Source organism: Corynebacterium kozikiae, assembly GCF_024580965.1.
In the GTDB taxonomy this organism is placed as follows: domain Bacteria; phylum Actinomycetota; class Actinomycetes; order Mycobacteriales; family Mycobacteriaceae; genus Corynebacterium; species Corynebacterium kozikiae.
The window spans coordinates 21,812-46,059 of the sequence record NZ_JANIKJ010000010.1 but is presented as its reverse complement, the minus strand read 5'-3'; the positions used below and the strand labels follow the sequence as shown (position 1 = coordinate 46,059).

Genomic DNA, 24,248 nt, shown 5'->3' with positions numbered 1-24,248 from the left:
CCTTAGCTAAATACTGCTGGAAGTAGCGCAGATCGTCCCGGACCCCAAGACGATGTCGCCCTGTTCATCAGGCTGATACAAAACTGCAGCCTGGCCACGAGCCACACCGGACAGCGGCGTGTGCAACGTGATCTCCATGCGATCTGCCACTTGGTCCACGGTTACCGTGCACGGCACGGCCTCGCCGTGGGCGCGAACCTGAACCTCAGCCTCAAACGTGCCGCTCATAGCGGGATGGAGGTACTTCAAGCGGTCAGCACCAATGGAGTGCACCTCAAGATCGCGCCGAGAGCCCACGGTGACGGTGCCAGTGGCTGCGTCGATGTCGGTCACATACCGCGGCTTACCATCCGCCGCCGGTTGCTTAATGTCCAAGCCTTTGCGCTGGCCAATGGTGTAATTCCAGGCACCATCATGCTGCTTGAGTTCCGTGCCGGAAGTATCCACTATCATGCCCGGACGTAGCCCAATGCGCTTTCCCAAGAACGCCTGGGTATTGCCGTCGGGAATGAAACAGATGTCGTAGGAATCAGGCTTCTTGGCCACGGAGAAGCCATGCTCGGCGGCTTCCTCACGAATCTTGGGCTTCACGGTATCCCCTACGGGGAACATACAGTGAGCAATCTCGCGGGCACCGAGCACGCCCAATACATACGACTGGTCCTTTTGTGGGTCCACGCCGCGGCGCAGGTAGCCGTCACCACCATCTTCGGGCTGTACGAGGCGGGCATAGTGGCCGGTCACCACGGCGTCAAAGCCCAAGGCGATGCCGCGTTCCAGCAAGGCTGCGAACTTGATCTTTTCATTGCAGCGCAAGCAAGGGTTCGGAGTTTCACCCACCTCATAGGAGGAGACAAAGTCGTCAATCACCTCAGCCTTGAAGCGGTCGGAGAAGTCCCACACGTAAAAAGGGATTCCAAGTTTGTCACATACGCGGCGGGCGTCGGCAGAGTCTTCCAAGGAACAGCACCCGCGCGAGGACTCCCGGACCGTCTGCGGATCCTGAGAAAGGGCAAGGTGGACACCGGTGACCTCGTGACCAGCGGCCACCGCACGGGCCGCCGCCACCGCCGAATCCACACCACCGCTCATCGCAGCGAGCACTCTCATGAAACTTCCCTCCAAATCAAAGCACTACCCTAACCCACCGCACTCCAAAAAACGCAACGCATTGCGCGTTCCAGGCGAACACGCCCTACAGTATCCACCTATGGGTAGGAAACGCACACCAACTACGCAACAGGGATCAGCCAAAAAACATTCCCAACTCTCCCAATCCCTTGGCAGCCTAACGCCAGGCAGCAATGCGCCAAACGAGTTGATTCCCGGTGAATACCCAACGGACACCGGTTGGGTCCGCATAGAACCCGACCCCTACGCAAGAGGCGGTTGGCTAGTGAGTGTGAACGGCGTGCCGTCATCACACATCGCGGAAGACCCGCTGCAGTTGGAGTTTGAGTACATGCGCTGGTTTGCCACCGCAATCGCATGGTTTGTAGGAGCGAACCCGGCGGGTGAGCGCCTCAGCATCACCCACCTTGGCGGAGGGGCTTGCACCATGGCGCGTTACCTGTGCGCACAGTACCCGGATAGCAGGAATATGGTGGTGGAGCTCGACGAAAAGCTCACCATCTTAGCCAGGAAGTTCTTTAAGCTGCCCCGCGCTCCACACCTCAAGATCCGCGTGGGTGAAGCGCGCCAGGTCACGGATAGCTTTACCGACGCCTCCCGCGATGTTCTCATCCGAGACGTCTTTGCCGGGGACACCACCCCAGCTTCCCTGAGCACAGCAGAATTCTTCACCAACGTGCACCGCAGCCTGCGCCCAGGTGGCCTCTACATAGCCAACTGCGGCGATCACCGCGACCTCACGCTCGCGCGCAGCGAGCTGAAAACTATGGCCACGGTGTTTCGCAACGTCGCCTGCATCGCAGACCCCCAGATGCTCAAAGGCCGGCGCTACGGCAACATCGTATTACTCGGCACAGATAGTGAACTTCCGGGCCGGGAAGCCATGCACGCCATCACGCGCTCGCTGCTCCAAGGCGCCGTACCTGCGCAATTCAAAGATCACGATTGGTGTGAGCGCTTCATGGCCGCAGGTGTGCTGCGCTTTGACGCCGAACACGCCACTTAGACACCACCGAGGCACACTCCATCACGCCATGCCGGCGCTGCGGGCCAAACGCACCACCTCGGGCAATTCCTGGAGCAAGGCCTGCACATCCTCTTGCGTGGTGGTGCGGCCAAGGGTGACGCGCAGCGCCGCCCGTGCAACGGACTCCTCTACCCCCATGGCAAGCAGCACATGGCTTGCGCGGTTCACTCCATTTGCACATGCCGAACCCGTGGAGGCGGCAAACCCACGCGAATCCAGCAGCATAATGAGGCTATCGCCTTCCGCGCCGGGGAACGAAACATGGAGATGCCCGGTAAGCGCCTTATCAGCTTCGGGAGTGTGGAACACCACGTCCTCAATGTTCGCCGCGATCCCCTGGCGAAGCTCGGCCACCAGGCCGCGCAGCCGCTCATTCTCCCCCGTGCTTTCTTGGACCGCTTCGCGCAGTGCAGCGGCGGTGGCTGCGGCGCTGGCGACGTCGACAGTGCCGGAACGCAGGCCGCGCTCCTGCCCACCGCCCAAGATGATTGCTTTCGGAGCCGGAGACCGTTTGGCAAGCAGCAGGCCCATGCCGCGCGGGCCACCAAATTTGTGTGCGCTGGCGGCAAGGGTGGTGGCGCCGAGGGCGTGGAAGTTCACGTCAGCGTGGCCAACCACCTGGACGGCGTCGATGTGCACCGGGGTTCCAGCCGCCAGAGCGCGTTGGATAATCTCCTCCACGGGCTGGATCGCACCAGTTTCATTATTTGCCCACATGCAGGTGGCAACGGCGGCCTTTGTATCCAGAGCGGCGCTGGGGATCACGATGCCGTTGGAACCCACCTCCAGCAGCTCGACGTCTGCGCCCGTTGCCTCTAAGTACTCCACGGTTTCCTTGACTGCGGGGTGCTCGATTGGGGTAGAAATCACGCGCCGAGCAGCACCCCCAGCAACGCTCGCAGCAAAGAGCCCACGTACCGCAAGGTTGTCCGCCTCAGTTCCACTGGCGGTAAAAATCACCTCGATCGGCTCGCATCCCAGCAGCTCAGCGATAGTCTCCCGGGAGGTATCCAGCACTGATCGCGCGGCGCGGCCAAACGCATACTGGCCGCCCGCATTTCCCGCGTGGGCATGCTCCAACCAGGCATCAATCGCCACCTGACGCATGGGGGTGGTTGCGGCGTGGTCAAAATAGCACTGCGAGGAAACTTCCATGGGCAGCAATTCTACGCCGCCACCGAACGCAATTGAGCCCCATACACCGCACTGCTGGGGTTTCGGATATTCGGGTATTCGGGATACCCGGGTGCATGGGGCTCAAACTACGGAAGGATTACTTCCGCTTGTTGATCTCTTCAATCAAAAGCGGGGTGATCTCGTGGATGTCACCCACCACGCCGAGGTCGGCGATTTGGAAGAACGGAGCGTCTTCATCGTTGTTGACTACCACGATTTTCTTGGCTGTTTGCATACCAGAGGTGTGTTGGATTGCGCCGGAAATGCCCAAGCCGATGTAGAGGTCTGGGGATACGGTCACACCAGTTTGTCCAATCTGGTACTGCGGGGCGTAGTAGCCCAGGTCTACGGCGTCGCGGGTCGCGCCCACGGCACCGCCCAGTGCGTCAGCTAGAGGCTCCACAAGGGTGCTGAAATTCTCCGGGGATTCCACGCCACGTCCACCGGCGATGACCACCTTGGCCTGGGTGAGATCTGGGCGCGAGCCCTGCACAGCAGGAGCGAACTTGGTCACTTTCACATCCTTAGCGCTCGCCGCTGGAAGCGCGAAGTTCACATACGCACCGGCAGCTGGTGCTGGTTGCGCCGCCACGGCACCAGGGCGCAGGGTGTAGATGGGGCTCGTGCCGCCCACTGCGGCCGTGACCTCATACGCGTCACCAAAAATGGAGTGCTTCGCGCTACGGTCAGCAAGAATTTCCACCACGTCAGTAAGCACACCCGAGGCCAGGCGAGCTGCCAGCCGTCCGGCAATCTCGTTGCCGTGTGCACCGGCGGCCACCACAATCGGCGCTGGGGTCTGTGCGGCGAGCGCGTGCAGCGCATCGACCTCGGGCAGAACCACGCGCTCGGCGTAGTCGGCGGCCTCAGCGCCGTAGATCACGGCAGCGCCGAGCGAAGCCAGTTCCTCGCGTAGCGGCTCCGCCACACCTGGGGCGCCCACGACGACGGCGGTGACGGCGCCAAGCACCCGTGCGGCGGTGAGAAGTTCGGCGGTGGCAGGAAGCAGTGCGCCTTCGCGGTGCTCTACCAAAACATAAGCGTTGGTCATTGAATTGTTCCTTTGAAGTGTTCCAATGCGAAGTTGGGTGTATTGCCCTAAATCAAGTTTTCCTGCACTAGGAAGTCGGCGATCGCTGCCGCTGCAGCAGCGGAATCCTTGCGGATCACCTCTCCACCTTGGCGTGCTTGACGCTGGGTCGCGCTATGCACTGCGGTTGCTGCGTGGCCCAAGCCAACCTGCGCGGCGTCCACACCAATGGCCGCCAGGTCCAGACCTTCAATTTCTGCCTTCTTCGCCGCCATGATGCCCTTGAAGTTGGGGAAGCGTGGCTTGTCTGCTTTGTCCGTAACGCTCACGATCGCTGGCATTGGCGCGCGGAGGTCAAAATCACCCTCATTGGTTTCCCGGACGCCCACCAATTCGTTGCCTTCCACGCGCAGCTCGCGCATGTTGGTCAGCGCCGGCACCTGGCGGTATTCCGCCAGCAGGCCCGCAAGGGTTCCGGTGGCACCGTCAGAGGAAGCGTTGCCCATCACCACAATGGCTACGTCTGCAACGTGGTTGATCGCGTTGGTCAATGCCCAGGCAGTGCCTAGCGCATCGGAGCCGGCCAGGGCTTCGTCGGAAAGCAAGATTGCACGATCCGCACCCATCGCGAGAGCCTTGCGCAGCGCCTCCTCGGAGCCTGCTGGACCTGCAGAAAGTGCCACCACTTCAAAGCCTGCGTCGGGATTTGCCTCGCGCAGCTTGAGCGCTTGTTCCACGGCAAACTCGTTGATCTCATCAATCACAGAATCCACACCCACACGGTCCAGGGTGTAATCCTCTTCCAAAGACCTCGTTGACCAGGTATCCGGCACGTTTTTCACCAGAGCCACAATTGCAGGCACGGCTTCACCTTTCTTTACATTGAGTGCGCGTTCAGCAAAGCATCCATAAGCTGCAGGCCTATTGCCCACAGGAGCTGGCAGTACTGTTGCAACATGTTGAGCCAAACCCGAAGGCTTGGCACCCAACGAGCAAGTCTAACGCACCCGCCGGACACGCCCCCTAGGCCGCAAACTCGCGCGGTCCGCAAATCAGCGCCACGCGGTCATCCCCAAGCCGTGTGATCACCACCGCGAGCTGGCGCCTTCCCTTGAGTTTCAGTTTCTTTCGGAGCAGGTCAGGATCAACATCTACTCCTCGAACGAGAATCTCCAAGGCTCCACAATCCAAAGCCTGCAACGCCGCCTTGAGCTGTTTCAAACCGACGCGTTGCATGAATGGAAATCCGCTATGTCCCTGCGGGATGCGCTCTCCTGAAAGGTAGGCAATGTGTTCATCCAGCATCCACAGCCCGTGCGCCACCGCGTATTGCTGCACCACCCCGGCGCGCACCACTGCCCCGTCGGGGTCAATGATGTACTTTCCCGGTGGGCGGACTTCGGCCTCTGCTGGCATGTCGGAGTGCCAAATTTCTTGGTGGTTGTCTCGCAGCACCACGGCTTCCCGGCGAGTGCCGAATTCTGGGGAGTACAAGCAGGCTTCTTTCACGGATCCGTTGAGGCTGACCACACTGACCAGGCCTTCCCAGCCGGTGTAGTTGATCCCTGGGGCACATTTGACGGCCATCGGTGCCCCACGCCACGCATTTTGCACGGCGGATAGCGGCGGCGCGAGGTCTTCGGGGCTAAAGATTCTGCGGCCGTTGCTGCGGCGGGCGGGGTCTGCAATAACGACGCTGCCAAGGCCCGCTTCACGGTAGGCGGGCTGCAGGGCGTCGGCCACGATGAAGTGCCCTTCCTGGACGTTATGGGTGGCCATGCGGACTCGGACTGGGTCGATGTCGCTGCCAAAATAACTGAGGCCTTGTTCCGTGAGTGCTGCACCCTCGGTGCCGATCGAGCAGGTCACATCAATGGCTTGGGCATATCCGTGCTCGGCGATTTTTCGTGCGCGATACTGCGCTACTGGCATTGCCGTTGCCTGCTGCATGGATTCGTTGCACATGAGCCAGGTATGTGGGAGCTTGCCATTATGCTCTGCGGCTGCTTGTGCGGTAGCGAGTTCCATCACTGCGCGTCCTGCTGCGCCAAAGGCTTCGCGGAATGCTTGTGCATCCGCCATTTGGGTGTGCTTGCTGAGGGTTCGCGCACGGATTGCCGCATCGATTTCGGGGCGGCGCTGCAAGATGGTGTGAAGTTCTTCTGGGCTAAAGCTCATGAATACGCCTGCCTCGCTTGAGTTAAAAGCGCTTTGGGGGGACGTGGTTGTGGAATTGGGCAAAATCTGGGTCTTCAGTGATCCGCCCGTAGTGCGGTGTCATATCTGCGGTACGCAGGGCGTTCATAACTTCTTCCACGGAATCGAACTTGGAAAGCTTTGTGAGCTGTGCCCATGTGGGGATCACCAGGCGGAGGAGGCCCGCGCGCCAGCCGTCCAGAATAAGGCTCGGTGGGAACCATCCGGAGCTTGCTGCTTCCCGAGTATTGCCGTCTGGTTCCTGCCCATAGGGAGCTACTGCCACGAAGGAGAACACATCGAAGTGGTAGGGGTCCTCTGGCAGGCTCACCCAGCGGGCGAATGGGCGCAACAGGTCCGAGCGGATTTTGAGCTCATTGTTACTCAGCATTTGGGTGAGGGAATGCCGGTGGCTTTCCAGGGCGAGGCGTTGGGGGTGGTACGCGGTGGCGTCGGTAACCGGAGTGCCGTCTTTGTGTACCGCGAGGAGCGTGCCTGTCTCCTCGAAGAGCTCCCGCACCGCAGCGAACAGCAACGCCCGAGCGCGGGCCTCATCGGCGTGGAGCGCCTTCGCCCACCTACTCAGGGAGGCGCCGGCAATGAGGGAGCGCATGCTCTGGAAGTCACCGGTTTCAAAGTCGCGGGGGTCCACGCCCCCACCGGGAAACACCGTGGTGTTGGGGAATGTGGGCATTGTAGAGACGCGCTCTTGGACATAGACCTCGATGCCATCTGGGGCATCACGAATCATCAGCACCGTGACAGCAAGTTTGGCTCCGTCAATGCCACTTGCGCCAGTTTCCACCGGTGCCATGAATCTCCCTCCTCAGCCAGTCAAGCCACTCGGGCGGCTGTCACCCTACGGCAGCGTTAAGGCATGCACACCACTTTAGGTGTTTTATGTTTCCCATGCCCGTTTTCGCGGTCGCTGCAACCGCACGGGTTGTCACTACTCGGCGCGACGGCGGGTGTGCCGTGCTCTGCGGACCCTACGGGCAAAGTACCGCCCATCGATCTTGGAAAGCTCGATCGGCTGATGGAACGCTTGGGTGAGGTTCTCTGAGGTGAGGACGTCGTCGATCAGCCCTTGCGCTACCACCTTTCCTTCATCGAGCAGCAGCGCGTGGGTGAAGCCTTCGGGAATTTCCTCAACATAGTGCGTGATCATGATGATCGCTGGGGCGTCCGCATCCATCGCCAGGTGACCAACATAGTTCACCAGGTCTTCACGGCCGCCAAGGTCCATTCCCGCCGCCGGCTCATCGAGGATGAGCAGCTCGGGGTCGGTCATAAGCGCACGGGCTACCAGGACGCGCTTGCGCTCTCCTTCTGAAAGTTGCCCCCACGTCCTATCCGCAACATGGATCGCACCCACTTGTTCGAGCAGGTCGGTTGCCCGTTCGTGATCCGAGGCATCGTATTCCTCGCGCCAGCGACCCAAAATGGCGTAGCCCGCAGAAATCACCAGATCCGCAACCTTTTCATCCGCCGGGATTCGGTTCCCCAATGCGGAAGAGCTCATTCCAATGAAGGCGCGAAGGTCCCGCATATCCGTTTTCCCCACCTGCTCACCCATGAGCCACGCCCTTCCCTTGGAGGGAAATTCTTGCGCTGCAGCCATGCGCACCAGCGTGGTCTTACCAGCACCATTGGGGCCTATGATCACCCAACGTTCGTCGAGTTCCACCTGCCAATCAACGGGGCCTACTAAGGTGTTCCCGCCGCGAATGAACTCCACTTGAGCAAAGTCCACCAGCGCATCCGGGTTCCTCGGTCCACCATTGTGATCACTGATGTGGGCGCCGGTGTAGCCACTTGCGGTTGCTGCGGTGTGGTTTTGGTCTGCTGCGGGAGTCATGCTTTCCATCATGGCGCAACTGGCGCAAGCTGTGTGGAATTGACACAAATTCGCTGCAAAAATCCGGCGAAGTGTGAAGGTCTCGGATTCCGCCAAAGGTAGCAATGTGGCCAGTGCTCCCGATTTGCCCGTTTTGCCCGTTCGACGTGTCTGGTTACACAGCATTTGTTCCGCAAAACAGGTGTGTTCCTGGGTTCGCTTCGATACAGTTTCCATGTGGGTCACACTTGCCATTACGGCACGTGAAAATCACGTTCGCGGCAACTCTATTTCTCCAACGAAAGGCCTTTTGACCTCATGATCGGAAGACTCGCAGTAGAAGACGTCCGTCCCCTCGTCCATGGTGGCGCGAGGCCATCTAAGGGAGTTGTTGGGGAGTACATCCCCGTCTCTGCACTTGTGTGGCGCGAAGGCTATGACGCCATCGCTGCATCACTGCTCGTGACGTCCCCAAACGGCCGCTCGGCGCGTGTCACCATGGAGCGTGACCAGTTTGACCAGGACCGCGTCCACGGCGCTTTTGTCCCCGATTCTCCTGGCATCTGGACTTTCCAGGTAGAGGCGTGGAGTGACCCGATCGCTACCTGGCGCAACGCCGTTATTAAAAAGACCGACGCGGGCCAGGACGAGCAGGAACTCGCCAATGACCTCACCCACGGCGCCACCCTCTTCCGAGCCGCTGCCGCCCAAATCGAGGACAAAGCTCAGCGCAAGTCTCTCGACGCCGCCGCGGACGCACTTTCCTCTCCTCAGTCGTTGCGGCACCGCCTCGCCCTTGCGCTTTCCACTGAAGTCAGTGAGATCCTGGCTGCCACCCCGCTGCGTGAGCTGGTCACCCCAGGCCATGTGCATGAGGTTGAAGTTACCCGCACCGAGGCGCTGTTTAATTCTTGGTACGAGCTCTTCCCCCGCTCCACGGGTGGTGTTGATGAGCAGGGCAAGCCAGTGCACGGCACCTTTGCCACCACGGCGGCCGCTTTGGACCGCGTGGCCGCGATGGGCTTTGACACCGTGTACTTCCCACCAATCCACCCCATCGGTGAGATCAACCGTAAGGGCCGCAATAACACCCTCACCCCGGGACCTGGGGACGTCGGATCGCCTTGGGCAATCGGGTCCAAGGCAGGCGGGCATGATGCCACCGAACCCAAACTCGGTACGGTGAAAGATTTCCAGGCTCTGCTGGCTCGCGCGAAGGAACTCGGTTTGGAAATCGCCTTGGACCTGGCGCTCCAGGCCGCCCCTGATCATCCTTGGGCAAAGGCTCACCCTGAGTTCTTCACGGTGCTCGCGGATGGCACGATTGCCTACGCAGAGAATCCGCCAAAGAAGTACCAGGACATCTATCCTCTGAACTTTGATAACGCGCCAAAGAAAATCTACAAGGAAATCCTGCGTGTTGTCCGTTTCTGGGTGGATATGGGCGTGACCACCTTCCGCGTAGACAACCCCCACACCAAGCCAACGAACTTCTGGGCATGGCTGATAGCGAAGGTGCACGAAGACAACCCCGAGGTCATCTTCCTGGCTGAGGCCTTCACCCGCCCGGCGCGTCTGTACGGCCTGGCAAAGGCGGGATTCGACCAGTCATACACCTACTTCACCTGGAAAACCTCCAAGGAAGAGCTTGAAGACTTCGGCATGGAGATCGCGGAGATGGCGGACGTCTCTCGCCCGAACCTGTTTGTGAACACCCCGGATATCCTGCATGAGTCTTTGCAGTATGGCGGACGTGCTATGTTTGCCATCCGCGCCACGCTGGCCGCTACCCTTTCACCACTGTGGGGCGTGTACTCCGGTTTCGAGCTGTATGAGCACATCGCTGTTGCCACTGGAAGCGAGGAGTATCTCGATTCGGAAAAGTACGAGCTGCGTCCCCGTGACTTCGAGCAAGCTCTGGAACACGGTGATTCCCTGGAGCCGTACATCACCGCGCTGAACAGGATGCGCCGCGAGCACCCTGCCTTGCAGCAACTGCGCACCATCATTTTCCACCCCACCACTAATGACCAGCTTTTGGCGTACTCCAAGGTGGACCCAATTTCTGGTGATCACATCTTGGTGGTCATCAACCTGGACCCCAATAACACTCAAGAGGGTACGGTGGAGCTGAACTTCCAAGAGTTCGGGTACGAGCCTCATGCAACGGTGACGGCGCACGATCTTGTGACCAACTCCAGCTTCAACTGGACCGAGCGCACCTTCGTCCGGCTGACTCCGCTTGGCGACGTCGCCCACGTTCTTCACCTTCCGCAGGTTGACCGGCGTGCTGCGGCAGTGCTCGCCCAGCGCACGGAAGTGGATTACAACAACTAGCACACGAGCTAGCCGCCCAGCTAGCACAGAGAAAACCCCATAATCAGGCTCTCGCCGCATTTTTATAAGGAAGCCCCATGCCCAGCACTATCGCTGACTTTGACCGCCAACGCCTCATCACCTGCCAGCACCACGACCCGCATAGTATCTACGGCTGGCACGCCATCGAGGACGGCAGCAGTGCCGTTGTGCGCACCAGGATTCTTGGTGCGAGTGCCGTTGACGTGCTCTTAGGCGCCGATTCCAGCACCGTGGTTCCCGCAGAACCCACGGGCGACGACATCTTTGAAGCAACGCTTCCCAGCGCAGAACCCACCGACTACCGCCTGCGCGTCACCTGGGCGGATGGTAGCACCACGGACAAGGCTGACCCCTACCACTTCTTGCCAACATTGGGCGAGATGGATCTGCACCTCATTAGGGAGGGGCGCCACGAGCGCCTTTGGGAAGTTCTCGGTGCACATCAGCGCAGCTACACCACGGAATTGGGTGAAGTCAGCGGCACCTCGTTTGCGGTGTGGGCACCAAACGCCGCCGGCGTGGCTGTAATTGGTGATTTTGACGGCTGGAATCCCAACCAATACCCAATGCGTTCCCTGGGTTCTTCGGGCATTTGGGAGGTGTTCCTGCCAGAAATTGGGGTGGGCGAGGTCTACAAGTTTGCCATCCACACGAAGGAAGGCCACCGCATTGACAAGGCGGACCCGATGGCCCGCCAGGCGGAAGTTGCTCCTGCAACCGGTTCCGTGGTGGCAGAATCTTCCTACCAGTGGCAAGACGCAGATTGGCTGGAGGCGCGCGCCAAGCGCGACCACGCCAACTCCCCCATGAGCGTCTACGAGGTCCACTTGGGTTCGTGGCGCACCGAGCTGGGCTACAAGGAATTGGCCACCGAGCTGGTGGACTACGTGGCAGAGATGGGCTACACCCACGTAGAGTTCCTGCCGGTGGCCGAGCACCCCTTCGGTGGCTCCTGGGGCTACCAAGTTTCCGGCTACTATGCACCCACTTCCCGCTGGGGCAGCCCGGACGAGCTGCGTGCGTTGATCGATGCCTTCCACGCTCGCGGCATCGGCGTGATTGTGGACTGGGTACCAGCACACTTCCCCAAGGACGCCTTTGCCCTGGGCCGCTTTGACGGGCAGGCGCTGTACGAGCACCCAGACTGGCGCCGCGGTGAGCAAAAGGACTGGGGCACCTATGTGTTCGACTTCGGCCGCAACGAGGTTCGCAACTTCCTTGTGGCAAACGCCTTGTACTGGCTGGAAGAGTTCCACGTGGATGGTCTGCGCGTAGACGCCGTGGCCTCCATGCTGTACCTGGATTATTCTCGCAACGAGGGAGAGTGGCTGCCCAACCAGTACGGTGGGCGCGAGAACCTCGAGGCGGTGCAGTTCCTCCAGGAGATGAACGCCACCGTGCACAAGCTGCATCCCGGCGTGCTCACCATCGCGGAGGAATCCACCTCTTGGCCAGGTGTCACCGCCCCCACCGAGCACGGCGGCCTGGGCTTTAGCCTGAAGTGGAACATGGGTTGGATGAATGACACCCTGGAGTACTTCTCCCTGGACCCAATCCACCGCCGTTACCACCACAATGAGATCACGTTCTCCATGGTGTACGCCTACTCCGAGCGCTACGTGCTGCCCTTTAGCCACGACGAAGTGGTCCACGGCAAGGGCTCCCTGTGGGACCGTATGCCGGGCGACGCCTGGAACAAGGCAGCCGGCCTTCGCACCCTCTACGCCTACATGTACGCCCACCCAGGCAAGAAGCTGCTCTTCCAGGGCCAGGAATTTGGCCAGGTACTCGAGTGGTCTGAAGGCCGCTCCCTTGACTGGGACGACCTGGTTGGTTGGGAAGGCGAATACCACGAGGGCATCTCCCACCTGGTACGCGACCTCAACTCCGTGTACGCGCAGGAGCCAGCGCTCTACACCCAGGACAACGGCTCTGAGGGCTTTAGCTGGACTAAGTCCGATGACGCGGACAACAACATCTTGTCCTTCGTCCGCTACGGCTCAAATGGCGAGAAGCTGCTCATTGTGTGCAACTTCGGTGGCACCACCCAGGATCACTACAAGCTCGGCGTCCCTGCTGGCGGCGGCTGGGAGTGCATCCTCAACACGGACGCCGGGGTGTACGAGGGCGCCAACAACCTCATCGAGGACCACAACGTGGCCTGGGACTCCCCTTGGGACGGCTACCCACATGAGCTCACCGTGCGCATCCCCGCGATGAGCACCCAGTACTACCGCTGGGTGGGCTAGCCCCGCATTCCTTTGACCCGCCAGCGCACTGCCACCTTCAAGTGGCTGCGGCGCTGGCGGCGTCGTTTTTCTTCAGGGAAAGCGTGCCGACGCGGCCAGGGCGGGTTCGCAGCCGGACAGCAGCGCCACGGCAGGCGGCACTGGGGCTAGTACAGTGCTGAGGCCAGCTTGGTGCGAGCGGCGATCACTCTGGGGTCCGTTGGTTCGAAGATGCCGAAAATCTCCAGCAGGCGCTCGCGGGCGGCTTGCTTGTCCTCGGGGGTCGCGCCGTTGGCAACGATGTAAATCAGCGCATCAAACGCTGCCTCCGGCTGGCCCAGTGCAATGTGGGCGTCCGCAGCCTGCTGGACAGCCGCGAGATCCAAGGGGTTTTCCTGCGCCTTAGCCACCGCGTTTGCTGGGTCGGTGCCAAGTTCTTGGAGCCTCCCGAGGAGCTTGGCGTTATCCATTGCTGCCTTGGCTTCCTTGTTGTTCGGCTCGCTGCGCAGGATCGACTCGTAGACTTCCACCGCGGTAGCAAAGTCGCCTCGGTTCAGGGCTTCGGTTGCGGGAGCAAACCTGGGGTCCTCGGCAGGCTCTTCTTCGGCGGCGCCCGCCGCTGCCATTTCCTGCTCGCTTATGCCCGGAAGTTGGTCTCCCACCGCCTGCACCACGGCATTGACCCAAGCCTCGAGCGCTTCACGAGGCTGACCGCCCTCAAAGTTCGCCAGCGGCTGGCCGGAAGCGAGCGCCACCGTGGTGGGAAGGCCCTGGATACCAAACATCTGGGCAACCTGGGGGTCGGTATCAGCGTTGATGTAGCGGAACACCCACTTGCCGGCACCGTGTTGGACCATTTGTTGGAAGTCCTGGCGCAACTGCTCCGACTCCGGGCTGCGCGGAGAGCCAATCAGGATCACGATACTCACCTGCGCAGAGCGCTTGATAAGTTCCGCCTCAACGTTGTCCATGTTCAGGCTCATTGCGAGCACGTTCTGCTGGCCCGCTTGCGCTGCTCCGGGCTGTTGATGGCCCTGCGGTTGGTGAGCAATTCCTTCCGTCTGCTCAGGTGCCTGGCGCAATTGGGAGAGGTCCAGCGCCCCACCAACAAACCTATTGGGGATCGTCATGCCAAATCACCACCCAGAATCCGGTTCACAGAATCCACCTTTGAGGTGATTTGCCCCGAGTGACCAGGGCGGATATCAGCCTTGAGTACCAGCCCCACCCGTGGCGAGACCGCGAGCACCGCCTCCGTGGCACGCTTGACTACATCCATCACCTCGTCCCACTCCCCCTCGACGAGCGTGAACATAGCGTTCGTCTCATTTGGCAGACCTGAATCCCGGACCACCTTCACGGCCGCAGCCACAGCCTCTGCCATCTCTGCCTGTGCATTTGGCACCTCAGTGGGAGCCACAGAAAACGCGACAATCATGCACCCGATCGTAGACGAAACTTCGCGCCCTAGCTCCCTCCGTTGATCCGAGCTCCTCGGCTTGATCCGAGTCCAGATTCCCAAACCCGTGATCATTTTCGGTGATTATCTTCATAGCCTCAAATGTGTGGACTCCCGCGCCGATTGTGCCCGACCGGACTATGCTTGGGCAGTATGAGCAACGACATCTCAAGCATCGAAATCCCACATGAACTCGTGATCTGCCTTGACCACGTTGGCATCGCAGTTCCAGACCTCGACGCTGCAGTGGAGTTCTACCGCAGCGCCTTCGGTTGGGTGAACCACCACCAGGAGACCAACGAGGAGCAGGGCGTTGTTGAGGCAATGATCGGCCCCAAGAACCTCGGTGAAACTGACGGCATGATCCAGCTCCTCGCTCCGCTGAGCGAGGAGTCCACCATCGCCAAGTTCCTGGACAAGAAGGGTCCTGGCCTGCAGCAGATGTGCCTGCGCACCACGGACATCGAGGCTCTGCAGAAGCACCTCACCGACAACGGCGTGCGCCTACTCTACCCAGAGGCAAAGCGCGGCACCGGTGGAGCAAAGATCAACTTTGTTCATCCCAAGGACGCAGGCGGTGTGCTGCTGGAGCTCACCCAGCCGGTCTAACCCAACTCACACAGGCCACTCGCACACTGCGGGTGGCTTCTTTGTGCCTACCGACGTTCCCAACAGGCCGCGTGCCAATGCCTACGATCCTGCGCACCACGCCCTGAATCCTTTGGCCAGGCCACTACATGGGCGATCCCCGGCGGAATATTCTGGTTGCAACCGGGGCAAATGTAGAATTTCACGGCCGCATGCGCACCCATCCGGCGCATCAGATACGTCTCCCCGTTCGTCCAGCGAGGGCCCTCTACTGCCTGGGTACCAAAGTACGCGGCGCCGTCGGCAGGCAACGCCCTGAGCACTGGCGCCTGGCGCCTATTTTTCCTGCCCATCTTGCTTGCACCCGCGGCGTTAGAAGAGGCGAAGCTCGGTGGACTCGATGCCGCGAAGGTCATCATAATCCAAGGTCACACACTCGATGCCGCGATCCTTGGCCAAGGTGCGGGCCTGAGGCTTGATCTCCTGGGCCGCGAACACGCCATGGACGGGGGCGAGGAGTTCGTCGCGGTTGAGCAACTCCAGGTAGCGGGTGAGCTGCTCCACGCCGTCGATGCCTCCGCGGCGCTTGATTTCCACCGCCACGGTGCGCCCCTGCGCGTCTTTCGCCAGGATGTCCACCGGACCAATGGCGGTAGGGTACTCGCGCCGCACCAAGCTGTAGCCCGCGCCGAGCGTCTCAATGTGCTCCGCCAGCAGCTCTTGCAGGTGCGCCTCCACGCCATCCTTCTGTAGTCCTGGGTCCTTACCCAGCTCATGATGCACATCCGAATGCACCTGCTCAATGGTGATGCGCAGTTGCTCGCCCTTCTTATTCTCCACTACCCACTTGATCTGGCCATCCTCTTCCGTTTCAGTGAGCGTGCAGGGCGGCGTCATCCAGTTCAGCGGCTTGTACGCCCGGTCATCCGCGTGAATCGACACCGACCCATCGGCCTTCACCATCAGCAGGCGGTCTGCCAGCGGAAGGTGGGCCTCCAGGCGGCCAATGTAATCAACGGAACAACGGGCGATCATCAAACGCATGGGGTCTAGGGTAGCCCCAACACACTGCGGCAGCAATTACGCTGAAGCGACGCCGCCAGCGCCACACCCGAAAGCCTAGGACTCGCGGAACCGGGCCCGCAGCTCCTTGGGGCTCATCCGCTCCATGCGGGCGTCTGGTGCGGCCTCCACCCACGCGCGAAACGCCATCTCTGCGCGCTGCGAGATGCAAAGCTGGTACTCGTCCCCCTCATGAGTAAACTCCAAGATCCGCGAGCCCAAGGACAACACTAAGCGCTCCTCTTCCTCTACGTCTCGCTGACCAGTGATTGCTACTCCAACGCGGTGGAGTACAAGGTCAGGGGCGGGAGAAAGGGAGCGCACTTTAAAAAACTGAAGATTATTGCCCTTATAACGGAAAATACCGTTACGCCAGCCATGCATGCCTTGGCTCGGCTGCTTTCGCAGCACCGCCGGGGTTCCCTTGGAGTGCAAGGTGAAAAATCGCCATGCAGCTAGTGCTACGCACACCGCAGCAATCACAATGAGAAACACAACAAGGATTTCCACTGAGACTTCCTCCGAGGACGGTTTTCAAAGATTCTATTCCGCGGCCTTTTGGAGCTGATGAAAGACTGCCGGTTGCCCAACTCTTTGAAAACTTAGCGACTAATGGTGTCATTTTACGCACGTTTTCCCGGCAAATACCAAGTGCCCCGCAACGGAAAATCCATTGCGGGGCACTTGGGCCACTCACTCCTCAAAACCCGCTGGTTGAGCGGATTTTTTGAGGGGTGGTGTTTAGGAGTCGGAGCTTCGGCGCACTGCCTTGAGCTCTGCCTCGGCGCGTGCCTTCACTAGGTCGTCTTCTTCCTTCAACGCAGCCTCGGCAGCAGAGGTGTTCACCTCGGATGCCCACACGGCGTAGTCCGCAAGAACGGTGACCTTTTCCTTGGAGACGGAAAGGAAGCCACCCTGCACGGCGGCGACGAGCTTCTCGCCGCCGTCTGCTGGGCGAATGGTCACAACGCCGTTTTCGACCAACTGGCCGAGCATTGGCTCGTGACCTGGCAGCACGCCGATTTCACCTTCGGTGGTTTGCGCGGTCACAATGCTTGCCTTACCGGACCACAGCATGCGCTCCACGGAAACCAGTTGCACGGTGATATCAGCCATTGCTTCTGCTCCCCTACTTCTTCTCGGTCAGCTTCTTGTACGCAGCCTCGACGTCGTCCAGGCCACCCAGGCCGTTGAATGCCTGCTCTGGGTAGTGGTCGAAGTCGCCGTTGCAGATGCGCTCAAAAGCGTCGATCGTGTGTGCAAGTGGCACGTAGGAGCCTGGGATACCGGTGAACTTCTCTGCAACAAAGAAGTTCTGGCCCAGGAAGCGCTCCAGGCGGCGAGCACGCTGCACGGTGATCTTGTCCTCTTCAGACAGCTCGTCCATACCGAGGATGGCGATGATGTCCTGGAGTTCCTTGTTCTTCTGCAGAATACCGATCACGCGCTGCGCAACCTCGTAGTGACGCTCGCCGACGATACCTGGCTCGAGAATACGAGAGGTGGAGGTCAGCGGGTTCACTGCTGGGTAAATACCCTTGGAAGCAATACCGCGGTCAAGCTCGGTGGTTGCGTCCAGGTGGGCGAAGGTGGTTGCAGGTGCTGGGTCGGTGTAGTCGTCAGCGGGGACGTACACGGCCTGCAGGGAGGTAATGGACTTACCCTTGGTAGAGGTAATACGCTCCTGCAGCACACCCATCTCATCAGCCAGGGTTGGCTGGTAACCCACTGCGGATGGCATACGGCCGAGCAGCGTGGAAACCTCAGAACCAGCCTGGGTGAAACGGAAGATGTTGTCGATGAAGAGCAGCACGTCCTGGTGCTGCACATCGCGGAAGTACTCCGCCATGGTCAGACCGGAAAGTGCCACGCGCATACGGACTCCCGGTGGCTCGTCCATCTGGCCGAACACAAGCGCGGTGTCCTGCAGCACGCCCATCTCTTCCATTTCGAGGTGGAGGTCGGTGCCCTCACGGGTACGCTCACCAACACCTGCGAACACGGAGGTACCGGAGAATTCGCGGGCAATACGGGTGATCATCTCCTGGATGAGCACGGTCTTACCCACACCTGCACCACCGAACAGACCGATCTTGCCGCCCTTCACGTATGGGGTCAGCAGGTCGATCACCTTGATGCCGGTCTCCAGGATCTCGGTCTTGCCTTCGAGCTGGTCGAATGCTGGTGGCTCGCGGTGGATACCCCACTGCTCACCGTCGCGGCCGAGGCCTGGCTCGTCCAGGCAGTCGCCGAGGGCGTTGAAGACGTGGCCCTTCACGACGTCACCAACTGGCACAGAGATCGGCTTACCGGAGTCAGCCACTTCTGCGCCACGGACGAGGCCGTCGGTTGGCGCCATGGAGATGGTGCGCACCAGGTTGTCGCCGAGGTGCTGCGCAACCTCGAGGGTGATGGTCTTTGCGACTGCTTCGAGGGTGACCTCGACAGTCAGCGCGTTATACAGTGCCGGAAGCTCGCCGCGCGGGAATTCCACGTCGACGACCGGACCGATGACGCGCACTACGCGGCCAGCTACACCGCTGGTCTGCGAGTTCTGCTCTGCGAGAGCTGTAGTCATAATCTAGTCACTTTCTCCGCTTTCGGCGAGCGCGCCAGCGCCACCGACGATCTCTGTGATTTCCTGTGTGATCTGAGCCTGACGTGCCTGGTTTGCAACGCGTGAAAGGTCCTTCACGAGCGCGGTGGCGTTGTCAGTTGCAGACTTCATTGCGTTCCTACGAGACGCGGACTCGGAAGCAGCAGCTTCCAAGAAGATTGAGAACAGGCTGCGGGAAACGTACTGCGGAAGCAGCGCGTCGAGCAGCGTGTCTGCATCCGGCTCGAACTCCACGTCAGGAGTTGGCTCACCGGAGTTGTCGAGAATACCGTCACCCTGCTTGATCTCAGCGGTCTCGATGACCGGCTCGATTGGCAGGAGCTGGAATGCCCGTGGGGTCTGCGTGAGCATGGACTCGAACTCGGTGTACACAACGTGTACCTGGTCAAAGCCCTGCAGCTCGTTTTCTGCGTCAGTGTTGAGGCCTTCGCGGAACTTCGCAGTGCCGTTGGAGCCTACGCTGAAGCCGTCAATCAGGTGGCGACGGACATCGTGGGTCTCTTTCCACGATGGATCCTGGCTAAAGCCACTCCATGCACCCGCAACTTCTTCGCCGCGGAAGCGGTAGTAGCCAATGCCTTTGTTACCCGTGACGTAACGAACAACCTCATAGCCATTGTTCTCCAGAAGCTTCTGGAGCTCAGCAGCCTTCTTGAACACGTTGTAGTTGTAACCACCGCACATGCCGCGGTCACTTGTTACCACAAGCAAAGCGGCGCGCTTGCCGTCTTCGCGATTGTGCAACATTGGGTGGTCCAAGGAGCTCGCAGCCGCCAGACGTTCCATCACGTTGTGAATCTCGGTGGCGTACGGTTCCGAAGCTTCCACTCGGGCCTGAGCTTTGGTGATACGCGAAGTTGCGATCAGCTCCTGGGCCTTGGTGATCTTCTTGGTGGAGTTCACTGACCGGATGCGGTCACGAAGCTCACGAAGATTAGCCATGGATCAAACGCCTCCCTTCTTTTCCTTGATGGGTCATGGTTTCTGTTGGCCTTGCGGCCTACTGCCTTACTTCTTGACAGTGAGGGTGTTCTTCTTCACCTGATCAGCAGCAAGTGCTTCCACCTCAGGCTCGTTGATCACTGGCGTACCGTCAGTGGTCTGGAAGCCCTTCTTGAACGCCTCGGTCTGAGAAAGCAGGGTTTGGGTGGACTCTTCAGAGAGCTGTGCACCACCGTTGATCTGCTCAAAGACCTCAGGAGCTGCGGAGTGCAGGTGATCGAGCAGCTCGGACTCGAAGCGGCGGATGTCTTCAACGGGAACGTTGTCGAAGGCACCTTCGCCGGCGAGCCAGATGCTGACGATCTGCTCTTCCACTGGCTGAGGGGAGTTCTCTGCCTGCTTCAGCAGCTCGACCAGACGAGCGCCGCGCTCGAGCTGAGCCTTAGAGGCGGCGTCCAGATCGGATGCGAAGGCAGCGAACGCCTCAAGGTCACGGTATGCAGCGAGGTCCAGACGCAGGGAGCCGGAAACCTTCTTCATACCCTTGGTCTGTGCGGCACCACCAACACGGGAGACGGACACACCAACGTTAATTGCTGGACGGACACCCTTGTTGAACAGGTCGGACTCGAGGAACACCTGACCGTCGGTAATCGAGATCACGTTGGTAGGAATGAAGGCAGAAACGTCGTTTGCCTTGGTCTCGATGATTGGCAGAGCGGTGAGCGAGCCTGCACCCATGTCGTCGGAGAGCTTTGCAGCACGCTCCAGCAGACGGGAGTGGAGGTAGAAGACGTCACCTGGGTATGCCTCGCGGCCTGGTGGGCGGCGCAGCAGCAGGGAGATTGCACGGTAGGCCTCTGCCTGCTTGGTCAGATCATCGTAGATCACCAGAACGTGGTTGCCCTGGTACATCCAGTGCTGGCCGAGTGCTGCACCGGTGAAAGGTGCGAGCCACTTGAAGCCTGCAGAATCGGATGCAGGTGCTGCAACGATGGTGGTGTACTCCAGAGCGCCGTGCTCTTCGAGGGTCTTGCGCACTGCTGCGATGGTGGAACCCTTTTGGCCCACTGCAACGTAGATGCATCGAACCTGCTTGGTCTTGTCACCAGACTCCCAGTTGGCCTTCTGGTTCAAGATGGTGTCAATGCAGACTGCGGTCTTACCAGTCTTGCGGTCACCAATGATCAACTGACGCTGACCACGACCAATTGGGGTCATTGCGTCAATAGCCTTGATGCCGGTCTGCATTGGCTCTTCCACTGGCTGACGCTGCAGCACGGATGGTGCCTGCAGTTCCAGCACGCGGTCTTCCTCAGCTTCGATGGCGCCAAGGCCGTCGATTGGCTGACCCAATGGGTTGATAACGCGCCCAAGGAACTTGTCGCCGACTGGGATCGAGAGAACGTTTCCGGTCCTCTTGACTTCGTCGCCTTCCTTCAAGGTCTCAAAGTTGCCCAGCACCACAACGCCGACGCGGTTGGTGTCAAGGTTCTGTGCGACGCCGATCACGCCGCCTGGGAACTCGAGGAGCTCATTCGCCATAACGGATGGCAAGCCAGAAACCTGGGCGATACCATCTGCTGCGGAAATAACCACGCCGACCTCCTCACGGGAGGCCTCCGCGGAGTAGCTCGAGGTGTAGTTCGTAATCGCGCTACGGATCTCATCGGAGGAGATCGTAAGCTCCGCCATGTTCTTCCTGCTCTCGGTAGTTTGGTCCAGCAATTTCAATCAGTTTCTCGTCGTGTCTTAGGCGAAGTTTGCGCGGAGTCGCTCGAGTTTGCCCGAGGTGGATCCGTCGATAACTTCGTCGCCGACTCGGATGACAAGTCCACCGAGGAGGCTGGCATCAACCTCAGAGTGGATGTTCATCTCGCGACCATAAATACGCTCTAGCTTCTGTGCTAGTGCTTGGTTCTGCTCGTTGGTAAGCGGTGCGGCAGAGACAACGTGTGCAACATCGCGGTTCGCAAGTGCGGCAACCTCTTTGGAGAGGTTGTTGATGTCGTCAATCGCGTTGCGCTCGGGGCGCCCAATCACCTGAAGTGCAAGGGCTTCGGTCACTGCGGTGACCTTGCCGTACAGCACCTTGGCCAGGAGTTCGCGCTTATTGTTGCGGTCGGCACTGCGGTCGTCGAGGAGCAGCGTGAGTGCTGGCTCCTTTTCGAGGATTCGAGACAAGCGGAAAAGCTCGTCTTCTACCTGTGCAAGTTGCCCTTGCCCCTCCGCGAAGCGAAGCAGCGAACGACGACCCAAGGTCACCAGTCCGGTGCGGAATTCACGGGGGTTCGACCAAGTCTGGGATGCTGCAGTGTTGAGCACCTCCAGGGTGGCCTGGGAAACCTTTCCGCCAAACACAGCAGAAATCAAGCCTGCACGCTTGTCAGCGGTGGAGGATGGGTCCGCTACTGCAATGCGCAGTGCGCGCTCGCCGTCCAGGGTATCCACCACTTTGAAAAGCTCAGCGCCGGTTTGCGCTGCCACTGCACCAGCGTTTTCCTTTGCCTCCCACAGTGCTGTGTCGAGGTGGGAAATCACTTGGTCCAGTGCGTTGCGGCTCGCTGCGTGCATTGTGCCTACTTTCCTGCCGGTGCCACGGTGTCGAGATCCGCCAGGAACTTATCAATCGTGCCGGAACGCTTGACGTTCTCGGAGAGCTGCTCACCAAGGAGGCGCTCTGCAAGGTTGATGGAGTTCTGACCCATCTCGCGGCGAAGCTCAGCCACTACCTGCTCACGCTGGGCGGCCAGTTGCTTCTCACCGGACTCGATGATGCGGTTGCTCTCCTCGGTAGCCTTTGCCTTCATCTCAGCTTCGATCTGCTTACCCTTTGCACGGGCTTCTTCGCGGATCTCTGCTGCTTCAGCGCGGGCTTCTGCGAGCTGAGCATTGTACTTCTCAAGCGCGGCCTTAGCTTCGGCCTGTGCGACCTCTGCGCGTTCAATGCCGCCCTTGATCCGGTCCTCACGCTCGGAAAGGACTTCCTGGAACTTTGGAAGAACGAACTTCCAAAAGAGAATTCCAATAACTACGAGCACGACGAGCGACCAGACGATGTCGTAAGAGGCAGGCAGGAGCACATTTGGCTGGCTCTCCAGAGGGAGAGTCTCAGCGCCACCTGCTGCCAGGTAGTTGATGACGTTCGTCATGAATCTCAGGCTTTCGTCAGTTGTTGGAATGTATTAGAGGATGAAGCCTGCTGCGAGGCCGATGAGGGCGAGAGCCTCAACGAATGCGATGCCGAGGAACATGGTGGTGCGGAGCTGGCCGGCCATCTCAGGCTGACGTGCCATGCCCTCGAGAGCCTTACCAACGAGGATGCCGATGCCGAGGCCTGGGCCGATGGTTGCGAGGCCGTAGCCGACGGTTGCGATGGAGCCGGAAATGCCAGCAGCTTCCTGAGCCAGGATGACTTCGTTCATGAGAGTGTCGTTCCCTTTCTTGGTGCTCTTGGGAAGTTTTCCCAGGAGCTAAAAGTATGAATGTTGTAGAGACTTGTGATCCGCGGGATGCGCGGGGTCAGTTGTTCATCGGTGTTCGTCAGTGCTCATCTGCGTGCAGCGACAATTCGATATACACGGCAACCAGCAGGGCGAAGATGTATGCCTGCAGGAAAATCACCAGCATCTCGAAGAGGGTGAACGCAACGCCGGCCACGATGGTCAGCGCGGACAGTGCGGTCCAACCATTCATCTGCCAGAAGAAGAAGTTGGTAGCAGAGAAGAGCAGAACCAGGATGATGTGACCAACGAGCATGTTGGCCATGAGACGAACCGTCAGTGTTGCTGGACGCAGGATGAAGGTGGAGAGAATCTCCAGAGGCACAACCAGAATGTGCAGCAACGGCGGCAGGTTCGGAATCACCACGGAAGACTTCACATACTTGAAGAAGCCGTAGCGCTTCGAACCTGCGTAAATGAAGGCAATGTAACCGAACAGCGCCAGCACGAGAGGCATACCAATGCGTGCGTTTGGCGAGATGTTCAGGAAAGGAATCACCGAAGGCACATTCATCACGAGGACGATGAAGAAGATCGTGGCCAGCACGGGGAGGAAACGACGTCCCTCCTTCTTGCCCAAAATCTCTTCTGCAATGTGAATTCGGACGAAGTCCAGCAAGTACTCAGCAACGTTTTGCACACCTGAAGGCACAAGCTTCGGGTTGCGCATGGCGATGACAAAGAACAAGCCCAAAATTACAGCCATCAACAGACGGACGAACATCAGACGGTCGATTGTGAACCAGCCGTTCGCCACGTCGGCGAACCACAAGGCATCCGGGAAGAATTCGTGTTCCAGAGAGGGTGCGTGAAACTCACCCTTCATGGACAGTGTTGTAACGCTCAGCGTTCTCTCCCGTGTTCGGGCCGCAAACCTTGGGTTCCCAAGACTGCGGTGCGATGGACGTCTAAAAAACTCTCTGCGGCCGCCACGGATTCCGTCGCACATCAGCATGGCGCTCGCAGGGGAATTGCCTTGGGCAAGAACTCCTCAACCAAAGGTTGCACCCACTCCGGCACACGCTTTGGATTTGGGCAGCCTTTCCCAAGTGACCCGCGAAATACACTATCAGGCAAAACAAGGGGAATTCATG

The 24,248-nt window shown here is 59.8% G+C and carries 24 protein-coding genes; 4 read left to right on the top strand and 20 right to left on the bottom strand.

Annotated elements, in window-relative coordinates; all coding sequences use genetic code 11:
• Positions 1–6 precede the first annotated feature (6 nt).
• Positions 7–1,110, bottom strand: coding sequence for a tRNA 2-thiouridine(34) synthase MnmA (mnmA, locus tag NQ018_RS07480; RefSeq protein WP_257060084.1), 1,104 nt, complete (start codon positions 1,108–1,110; stop codon positions 7–9).
• Between the two features lie 100 nt (positions 1,111–1,210).
• Here mnmA and NQ018_RS07475 point away from each other — a divergent pair, with 100 nt between their 5' ends.
• Positions 1,211–2,137, top strand: a complete 927-nt coding sequence (locus NQ018_RS07475; protein ID WP_257060083.1) for a spermidine synthase — start codon at positions 1,211–1,213, stop codon at positions 2,135–2,137.
• 21 nt (positions 2,138–2,158) lie between these two features.
• Here NQ018_RS07475 and NQ018_RS07470 read toward each other — a convergent pair whose 3' ends face one another.
• The 6 genes from NQ018_RS07470 to NQ018_RS07445 all read right to left on the bottom strand — a co-directional run bounded on the left by NQ018_RS07470 (position 2,159) and on the right by NQ018_RS07445 (position 8,418).
• On the bottom strand, positions 2,159–3,313 hold the full coding sequence (locus NQ018_RS07470; RefSeq protein ID WP_257060081.1) for a cysteine desulfurase family protein: 1,155 nt from the start codon (positions 3,311–3,313) through the stop codon (positions 2,159–2,161).
• 118 nt (positions 3,314–3,431) lie between these two features.
• Positions 3,432–4,385, bottom strand: a complete 954-nt coding sequence (locus tag NQ018_RS07465) for an electron transfer flavoprotein subunit alpha/FixB family protein (RefSeq protein WP_257060080.1) — start codon at positions 4,383–4,385, stop codon at positions 3,432–3,434.
• A 47-nt stretch (positions 4,386–4,432) separates the two neighbouring features.
• On the bottom strand, positions 4,433–5,227 hold the full coding sequence (locus tag NQ018_RS07460) for an electron transfer flavoprotein subunit beta/FixA family protein (protein ID WP_257060079.1): 795 nt from the start codon (positions 5,225–5,227) through the stop codon (positions 4,433–4,435).
• A gap of 160 nt (positions 5,228–5,387) precedes the next feature.
• The gene (locus NQ018_RS07455; protein WP_257060078.1) at positions 5,388–6,542 is read right to left on the bottom strand and encodes a THUMP-like domain-containing protein; all 1,155 of its coding nucleotides are present in this window, start codon (positions 6,540–6,542) and stop codon (positions 5,388–5,390) included.
• Positions 6,543–6,564: 22 nt separating this feature from the next.
• Positions 6,565–7,374 carry an NUDIX hydrolase gene (locus tag NQ018_RS07450; RefSeq protein WP_257037597.1) on the bottom strand — a complete coding sequence of 270 codons (810 nt, stop codon included), beginning with the start codon at positions 7,372–7,374 and terminating at the stop codon, positions 6,565–6,567.
• Positions 7,375–7,509: 135 nt separating this feature from the next.
• Positions 7,510–8,418, bottom strand: a complete 909-nt coding sequence (locus NQ018_RS07445; protein WP_373566916.1) for an ABC transporter ATP-binding protein — start codon at positions 8,416–8,418, stop codon at positions 7,510–7,512.
• Positions 8,419–8,715: 297 nt separating this feature from the next.
• On the opposite strand from NQ018_RS07445, the gene NQ018_RS07440 reads away from it, so the two are divergent.
• Positions 8,716–10,734 (top strand): alpha-1,4-glucan--maltose-1-phosphate maltosyltransferase, encoded by a 2,019-nt coding sequence (locus tag NQ018_RS07440; protein ID WP_257060077.1) that lies wholly within the window; start codon positions 8,716–8,718, stop codon positions 10,732–10,734.
• 77 nt (positions 10,735–10,811) lie between these two features.
• Positions 10,812–13,004 carry a 1,4-alpha-glucan branching protein GlgB gene (glgB, locus tag NQ018_RS07435; RefSeq protein WP_257060075.1) on the top strand — a complete coding sequence of 731 codons (2,193 nt, stop codon included), beginning with the start codon at positions 10,812–10,814 and terminating at the stop codon, positions 13,002–13,004.
• A 146-nt stretch (positions 13,005–13,150) separates the two neighbouring features.
• On the opposite strand, the gene NQ018_RS07430 is transcribed toward glgB, so the two are convergent.
• Positions 13,151–14,113 carry a tetratricopeptide repeat protein gene (locus NQ018_RS07430; protein WP_257060073.1) on the bottom strand — a complete coding sequence of 321 codons (963 nt, stop codon included), beginning with the start codon at positions 14,111–14,113 and terminating at the stop codon, positions 13,151–13,153.
• The gene (locus NQ018_RS07425) at positions 14,110–14,421 is read right to left on the bottom strand and encodes a thiamine-binding protein (RefSeq protein WP_257037602.1); all 312 of its coding nucleotides are present in this window, start codon (positions 14,419–14,421) and stop codon (positions 14,110–14,112) included. Before NQ018_RS07425 ends, NQ018_RS07430 begins: the two co-directional genes overlap by 4 nt.
• 174 nt (positions 14,422–14,595) lie before the next feature.
• Between NQ018_RS07425 and mce the strand changes: the two genes are divergently transcribed.
• Positions 14,596–15,051: a methylmalonyl-CoA epimerase gene (mce, locus tag NQ018_RS07420; RefSeq protein WP_257037603.1), complete on the top strand. Its 456-nt coding sequence runs from the start codon at positions 14,596–14,598 to the stop codon at positions 15,049–15,051.
• A 47-nt stretch (positions 15,052–15,098) separates the two neighbouring features.
• Here the strand turns inward: mce and NQ018_RS07415 are convergent, their stop codons facing one another.
• From NQ018_RS07415 to atpB, 11 genes are all read right to left on the bottom strand, one after another.
• Entirely contained in the window at positions 15,099–15,383 is a 285-nt protein-coding gene (locus tag NQ018_RS07415; protein WP_257037604.1) for an Rv1322 family protein, read from the bottom strand.
• 19 nt (positions 15,384–15,402) lie between these two features.
• On the bottom strand, positions 15,403–16,074 hold the full coding sequence (gene nucS, locus NQ018_RS07410) for an endonuclease NucS (RefSeq protein WP_257037605.1): 672 nt from the start codon (positions 16,072–16,074) through the stop codon (positions 15,403–15,405).
• A gap of 75 nt (positions 16,075–16,149) precedes the next feature.
• On the bottom strand, positions 16,150–16,602 hold the full coding sequence (locus tag NQ018_RS07405) for a DUF2550 domain-containing protein (RefSeq protein WP_257060071.1): 453 nt from the start codon (positions 16,600–16,602) through the stop codon (positions 16,150–16,152).
• 231 nt (positions 16,603–16,833) lie between these two features.
• Positions 16,834–17,208 (bottom strand): F0F1 ATP synthase subunit epsilon, encoded by a 375-nt coding sequence (locus NQ018_RS07400; RefSeq protein ID WP_257060068.1) that lies wholly within the window; start codon positions 17,206–17,208, stop codon positions 16,834–16,836.
• Between the two features lie 13 nt (positions 17,209–17,221).
• Positions 17,222–18,670, bottom strand: a complete 1,449-nt coding sequence (gene atpD, locus NQ018_RS07395) for a F0F1 ATP synthase subunit beta (protein ID WP_257037608.1) — start codon at positions 18,668–18,670, stop codon at positions 17,222–17,224.
• 3 nt (positions 18,671–18,673) lie between these two features.
• Positions 18,674–19,651 carry a F0F1 ATP synthase subunit gamma gene (locus tag NQ018_RS07390; RefSeq protein ID WP_257060066.1) on the bottom strand — a complete coding sequence of 326 codons (978 nt, stop codon included), beginning with the start codon at positions 19,649–19,651 and terminating at the stop codon, positions 18,674–18,676.
• A gap of 66 nt (positions 19,652–19,717) precedes the next feature.
• A complete protein-coding gene (atpA, locus tag NQ018_RS07385; RefSeq protein ID WP_257060064.1) occupies positions 19,718–21,346 on the bottom strand; it encodes a F0F1 ATP synthase subunit alpha in 1,629 nt (542 codons plus the stop codon).
• 57 nt (positions 21,347–21,403) lie between these two features.
• The gene (locus NQ018_RS07380; protein WP_257052214.1) at positions 21,404–22,225 is read right to left on the bottom strand and encodes a F0F1 ATP synthase subunit delta; all 822 of its coding nucleotides are present in this window, start codon (positions 22,223–22,225) and stop codon (positions 21,404–21,406) included.
• Between the two features lie 5 nt (positions 22,226–22,230).
• Entirely contained in the window at positions 22,231–22,803 is a 573-nt protein-coding gene (locus NQ018_RS07375) for a F0F1 ATP synthase subunit B (RefSeq protein WP_257037612.1), read from the bottom strand.
• A gap of 33 nt (positions 22,804–22,836) precedes the next feature.
• Entirely contained in the window at positions 22,837–23,076 is a 240-nt protein-coding gene (locus NQ018_RS07370) for an ATP synthase F0 subunit C (RefSeq protein ID WP_257037613.1), read from the bottom strand.
• 118 nt (positions 23,077–23,194) lie between these two features.
• The gene (atpB, locus tag NQ018_RS07365) at positions 23,195–23,980 is read right to left on the bottom strand and encodes a F0F1 ATP synthase subunit A (protein ID WP_257037614.1); all 786 of its coding nucleotides are present in this window, start codon (positions 23,978–23,980) and stop codon (positions 23,195–23,197) included.
• Between the last annotated feature and the right edge of the window lie 268 nt (positions 23,981–24,248).

Coding starts and splice junctions, on each gene's coding strand:
- NQ018_RS07455 (WP_257060078.1), bottom strand. CDS start 6,542: ATGAGCTTTAGCCCAGAAGAACTTCACACCATCTTGCAGCGCCGCCCC.
- NQ018_RS07445 (WP_373566916.1), bottom strand. CDS start 8,418: ATGACTCCCGCAGCAGACCAAAACCACACCGCAGCAACCGCAAGTGGC.
- NQ018_RS07415 (WP_257037604.1), bottom strand. CDS start 15,383: ATGGGCAGGAAAAATAGGCGCCAGGCGCCAGTGCTCAGGGCGTTGCCT.
- NQ018_RS07370 (WP_257037613.1), bottom strand. CDS start 23,076: ATGAACGAAGTCATCCTGGCTCAGGAAGCTGCTGGCATTTCCGGCTCC.
- nucS (WP_257037605.1), bottom strand. CDS start 16,074: ATGCGTTTGATGATCGCCCGTTGTTCCGTTGATTACATTGGCCGCCTG.
- mnmA (WP_257060084.1), bottom strand. CDS start 1,110: ATGAGAGTGCTCGCTGCGATGAGCGGTGGTGTGGATTCGGCGGTGGCG.
- atpD (WP_257037608.1), bottom strand. CDS start 18,670: ATGACTACAGCTCTCGCAGAGCAGAACTCGCAGACCAGCGGTGTAGCT.
- NQ018_RS07450 (WP_257037597.1), bottom strand. CDS start 7,374: ATGGCACCGGTGGAAACTGGCGCAAGTGGCATTGACGGAGCCAAACTT.
- mce (WP_257037603.1), top strand. CDS start 14,596: ATGAGCAACGACATCTCAAGCATCGAAATCCCACATGAACTCGTGATC.
- NQ018_RS07440 (WP_257060077.1), top strand. CDS start 8,716: ATGATCGGAAGACTCGCAGTAGAAGACGTCCGTCCCCTCGTCCATGGT.
- NQ018_RS07375 (WP_257037612.1), bottom strand. CDS start 22,803: ATGACGAACGTCATCAACTACCTGGCAGCAGGTGGCGCTGAGACTCTC.
- glgB (WP_257060075.1), top strand. CDS start 10,812: ATGCCCAGCACTATCGCTGACTTTGACCGCCAACGCCTCATCACCTGC.
- NQ018_RS07390 (WP_257060066.1), bottom strand. CDS start 19,651: ATGGCTAATCTTCGTGAGCTTCGTGACCGCATCCGGTCAGTGAACTCC.
- NQ018_RS07465 (WP_257060080.1), bottom strand. CDS start 4,385: ATGACCAACGCTTATGTTTTGGTAGAGCACCGCGAAGGCGCACTGCTT.
- NQ018_RS07425 (WP_257037602.1), bottom strand. CDS start 14,421: ATGATTGTCGCGTTTTCTGTGGCTCCCACTGAGGTGCCAAATGCACAG.
- NQ018_RS07475 (WP_257060083.1), top strand. CDS start 1,211: ATGGGTAGGAAACGCACACCAACTACGCAACAGGGATCAGCCAAAAAA.
- NQ018_RS07430 (WP_257060073.1), bottom strand. CDS start 14,113: ATGACGATCCCCAATAGGTTTGTTGGTGGGGCGCTGGACCTCTCCCAA.
- atpA (WP_257060064.1), bottom strand. CDS start 21,346: ATGGCGGAGCTTACGATCTCCTCCGATGAGATCCGTAGCGCGATTACG.
- atpB (WP_257037614.1), bottom strand. CDS start 23,980: ATGAAGGGTGAGTTTCACGCACCCTCTCTGGAACACGAATTCTTCCCG.
- NQ018_RS07380 (WP_257052214.1), bottom strand. CDS start 22,225: ATGCACGCAGCGAGCCGCAACGCACTGGACCAAGTGATTTCCCACCTC.
- NQ018_RS07470 (WP_257060081.1), bottom strand. CDS start 3,313: ATGGAAGTTTCCTCGCAGTGCTATTTTGACCACGCCGCAACCACCCCC.
- NQ018_RS07400 (WP_257060068.1), bottom strand. CDS start 17,208: ATGGCTGATATCACCGTGCAACTGGTTTCCGTGGAGCGCATGCTGTGG.